Annotated in this window: 5 protein-coding genes; all 5 read left to right on the plus strand. The window is 63.2% G+C overall.

Features of this window, described 5'->3' with window-relative positions; all coding sequences use genetic code 11:
• The coding region (locus ENZ75_RS24280; RefSeq protein ID WP_164887969.1) for an ABC transporter permease at window positions 1-518 on the plus strand (518 nt) is incomplete at its 5' end.
• Window positions 515-1,384 (plus strand): ABC transporter permease, encoded by an 870-nt coding sequence (locus ENZ75_RS24285; protein ID WP_063167637.1) that lies wholly within the window; start codon window positions 515-517, stop codon window positions 1,382-1,384. The genes ENZ75_RS24280 and ENZ75_RS24285, both read left to right, overlap by 4 nt.
• Window positions 1,369-2,439, plus strand: coding sequence for an ABC transporter substrate-binding protein (locus ENZ75_RS24290; RefSeq protein ID WP_024502621.1), 1,071 nt, complete (start codon window positions 1,369-1,371; stop codon window positions 2,437-2,439). The genes ENZ75_RS24285 and ENZ75_RS24290 overlap by 16 nt, the downstream gene beginning before the upstream one ends.
• Before the next feature lie 173 nt (window positions 2,440-2,612).
• Complete coding sequence (locus ENZ75_RS24295; protein ID WP_063167638.1) at window positions 2,613-3,221, plus strand: cupin domain-containing protein; 609 nt, start codon at window positions 2,613-2,615, stop codon at window positions 3,219-3,221.
• Window positions 3,211-3,925, plus strand: a 715-nt coding sequence (locus tag ENZ75_RS24300) for an ATP-binding cassette domain-containing protein (protein ID WP_128278366.1), incomplete at its 3' end; no start/stop codon positions are given. The genes ENZ75_RS24295 and ENZ75_RS24300, both read left to right, overlap by 11 nt.

The raw sequence follows: 3,925 nt of genomic DNA on the forward strand, positions 1-3,925 counted from the left end.
GCTATCTCCTGCGCGTCTTCGCCTGGAAGATCGTGCTCGCCTACAATGGCGTTTTGAACTCGGCGCTGATCGAAAGCGGCATCTGGTCCGAGCCGACATTGGCCTTTCTCAACACGCCGGCCGCCGTCGTCGTCACGCTGGCGCACGCCTATGCGCCTTTCGCCATCCTGCCGATCTACGTGGCGCTGGACACCATCCCGAAATCGCTGATCGAGGCCGCTTCCGATCTCGGCGCGCGGCCATTCACCTCTTTCCGCCGGATCGTGCTGCCCAATTCGATGCCGGGCGTGCTGGCGGCAGCCCTCGTCGTCTTCGTGCCGACGGTCGGCGACTATGTCACGCCGGCGCTCGTCGGCGGCCCGGCCAGCACCATGATCGGCACGCTGATCCAGGCGCAATTCGGCAAGGCCAATGACTGGCCGTTTGGCGCAGCACTCTCCGTCGCCGTCATGCTGGTCATCCTGTGCGTGGTGCTGGTCGCGCGCTTCGCCGACCGCAGATTTGGCAGCCGCACATGAGCACTGCACGCACGCACGGAGGTGGCCGCTGGCTCGGCATGTATATCGCCGCCTATCTGGTCTTTCTCTATCTGCCGGTGCTGCTGATCCCGCTGTTTTCCTTCAACAACTCGATCCAGGCAGCGTTTCCGCTGCAAGGTTTTACCTTGCAATGGTACGCGACGCTGTTCGGCAATTCGGCGCTGACCGGTGCACTCTTGAACAGCCTCGCCATCGGCGCCTTCGCCGCCACGGGTGCGACGCTGTGCGGCATAACCGTATCCTACATGGACCTCTACGGCCGCTCGCCGCTGGCCGCCACCATCAGCGCCATCGCAAGGCTGCCGATCCTGATCCCGGGCGTCATCGTCGGCATATCGCTGCTGATCCTCATCAACCTCGTTGGTCTGGGGCCATCGCGCGTCGCCATCGTTCTCGGCCATATATTGGTGGCGCTGCCGACGACCGTGGTGATCATGCGCAGCCGCTTCGCCGCCATCCCGAAAACCATTCGCGAGGCGGCACTCGATCTCGGCGCCTCCGACTGGACGACCTTCCGGCGGGTCATGCTGCCGCTCAGCCTGCCGGCCATCGTCTCGGCATTCATGCTGGCCTTCCTGATCTCCTTCGATGAATTCATCGTCGTGTTCTTCCTGGCCGGCACCGAGCCGACGCTGCCGCTCTACATCTGGAGCCAGCTGCGTTTTCCCCGGTCGCTGCCGACGGTGATGGCACTGGGCACTTCGATCCTGGCGGTGTCCTTCGTCATCGCTGCAGCAGCTGAAATCCTGCGCCATCGCGGCTTGTCCGCCACGGCGCCAAAGCCTGCGGATCCATCACAACCAAAACAAACCAAGAGAGGAGAACTGCAATGGCATTCGACCTGAAATCGATCTCTGCAAAGACTGTTTGCGCTGGATTGACGGCGTTCGCGCTGGCGCTGTCGTCGACCGTCGCTTTCGCCGGCGACAAACTGCAATATTTCACCTGGTCGGGCTATGAACTGCCCGACTTCAACAAGAGCTTCCTTGCCGCGCATCCCGATGGCGTCGAGGCCTCGATCTTCGGTGACGACGATGACGCCTTCACCAAGGTCAAGGCCGGCTTCCGACCCGACATTGCGCATCCCTGCTATGACAAGGTGGCGCGCTGGAACAAGGAAGGCCTGCTGCAGCCGATCGACACCAAGCGCATCAAGAACTGGGACTCGATCTTCCCGGTGTTCAAGAACCTGCCAGACCTGCAGGCTGGCGACGGCAAGGTCTGGATGGTGCCGTGGGACTGGGGCAACACCTCGATCCTCTACCGCACCGATCTGGTGAAGAACCCGGAAGCGAGCTGGAACCTTTTGTGGGACAAGCAGTATGCCGGTCGCATGGCGACGATCGACGCGGTGCATGACACGCCTGTCGTGGCGGCGCTGCTCGCCGGCGTCAATCCGTTCGACATGACGCCGGAGCAAATGGACAAGGTGGCCGAGAAGCTGCGCGAGCAGCGCCCGCTGCTCTCCAACTACACCACCGACATGACCTCCGTCGAACAGGCGCTGGCCAGCGGCCAATTGGTCGCCGCCATGACCTGGAACGCGTCGGCCACCTCGCTCAAGAAGCAGGGCGTGCCGGTCGAGTTCATGAAGCCCAAGGAGGGCATGCTGACCTGGGCCTGCGGCTTCGTGATGCTCAAGGACGCCAAGAATGTCGACCTCGCCTATGATTTCATCAACAGCCGGCTGGAGACGGATTCCGGCAAATACCTGATCGAGGCCTACGGCTATGGCAGCTCGACCAGTTCGGCCTTCGCGGCGGTGCCGAAGGAGGAGCTGGAGAAATTGCAGCTGCCGTCCGACCCGGAGGTGATGCTGAAGACCACCATCTTCACCGGACCGATGAAACAGAATGACGACCTCGCCAAGATGTTTGAGAAGGTGAAGGCGGGGGGATAAAGCTCCCCCTTCTCCCCTTGTGGGAGAAGGTGTCGCCGAAGGCGACGGATGAGGGGTGCTCCAGGGAACACCAGCGTCTCACTCCGCTGGAACACCCCTCAACCGTCTCGGCGCTGCGCGCCGATCCACCTTCTCCCACAAGGGGAGAAGGGAAAGCAAACGAGGACTAACGCATGGACATGCTGGACGAAACGGCTGAAAAGCCGAAGGACGATGCCGATGTGCGGGTCGGCAGGCGGGTGCGGGCGCTGCGGCTGGAGCGCAAGCTGTCGCTGGCCGATCTTGCGGCAAAGGCCGGCGTGTCGATCGGGGCATTGAGCCAGATCGAGCGCGGCATGTCCTCGCTGCGCGTCAAGGTGATCTGGCCGCTCGCCGCCGCCCTCGACATCGAGCCGTCGGCGCTGATCGCCGACGGCAGCGATACGGCGAACGACCTCTATTGCGTGCGTGCCGACAAGCGGCGGCAAATCCCGGTGAAATCGGAAGGCATTGCCAAGGCGCTGCTGTCACCCCCGGGCGCGACGCTGACCGGCATGCTGGTGACGGTGGAAGCCGGCGGCGGCACGGCCGAGGCCTATGCGCATGCCGGCCATGAATTCGGCTTCGTGCTGGCTGGTGAGGTCGAACTGGTGGTGGATTCGACAAAGTACGTGCTGAAGGCCGGCGACAGCTTTGCCTTCAAGAGCACGCTTTTGCATGCCTTCCGCAATCCGGGCGCCGAGCGGTGCCAGATTCTCTGGGTCAACACCACGAAGCCGTCCGAGGTTCGCGATGGCGCCTGATCCACTCGTCCGGCTGCAGGCGGTCTCGAAGATTTTTCCTGGCGGCATCGTCGGGCTCGACGCCGTCGATCTCGACATTATCAGCGGCGAGTTCATCACGCTGCTCGGGCCGTCGGGTTGCGGCAAGACCACCAGTCTGCGCGTCATCGCCGGTTTCGAAAGCCCGTCGAGCGGCAAGGTGCTGCTAGACGGCCGCGATATCACGGCACTTCGCCCGTTCGACCGGCCGGTCAATACCGTGTTCCAGGACTACGCGCTGTTCCCGCACATGAATGTTGCAGAAAATGTCGGCTTCGGTCTGTCGCTGCGCAAACTGTCTGGAGCCGAACAGGCTAAGCGCACCGGCGAAGCGCTCGACATGGTCGGTCTCGCCGACAAGCTTGGCGCCCGTGTCTCCGAACTGTCTGGCGGCCAGCGCCAACGCGTCGCGCTCGCGCGTGCCATCGTCTGCGAGCCGCGCGTGCTGCTGCTCGACGAGCCGTTGTCGGCGCTCGATGCGCATCTGCGCGAACAGATGCAGGTTGAGCTGAAGCGGCTGCAGTCGCGGCTTGGCACCACCTTCGTCATGGTCACCCACGACCAGACCGAAGCGCTGTCGATTTCCGACCGCATCGTCGTCATGAACAAGGGCCGCATCGAGCAGATCGCACCGCCGGCCACACTTTATGACCGGCCTGCCACGAAGTTTGTGGCGAGCTTCATCG

The sequence above is a fragment of the Mesorhizobium sp. M7A.F.Ca.CA.002.04.1.1 genome (assembly GCF_004022805.1).
GTDB classification, from domain to species: Bacteria; Pseudomonadota; Alphaproteobacteria; order Rhizobiales; family Rhizobiaceae; genus Mesorhizobium; species Mesorhizobium ciceri.

Excerpts from the sequence above, each read along its gene's own strand:
- ENZ75_RS24290 (WP_024502621.1), top strand. The coding sequence starts at position 1,369 with ATGGCATTCGACCTGAAATCGATCTCTGCAAAGACTGTTTGCGCTGGA.
- ENZ75_RS24295 (WP_063167638.1), top strand. The coding sequence starts at position 2,613 with ATGGACATGCTGGACGAAACGGCTGAAAAGCCGAAGGACGATGCCGAT.
- ENZ75_RS24285 (WP_063167637.1), top strand. The coding sequence starts at position 515 with ATGAGCACTGCACGCACGCACGGAGGTGGCCGCTGGCTCGGCATGTAT.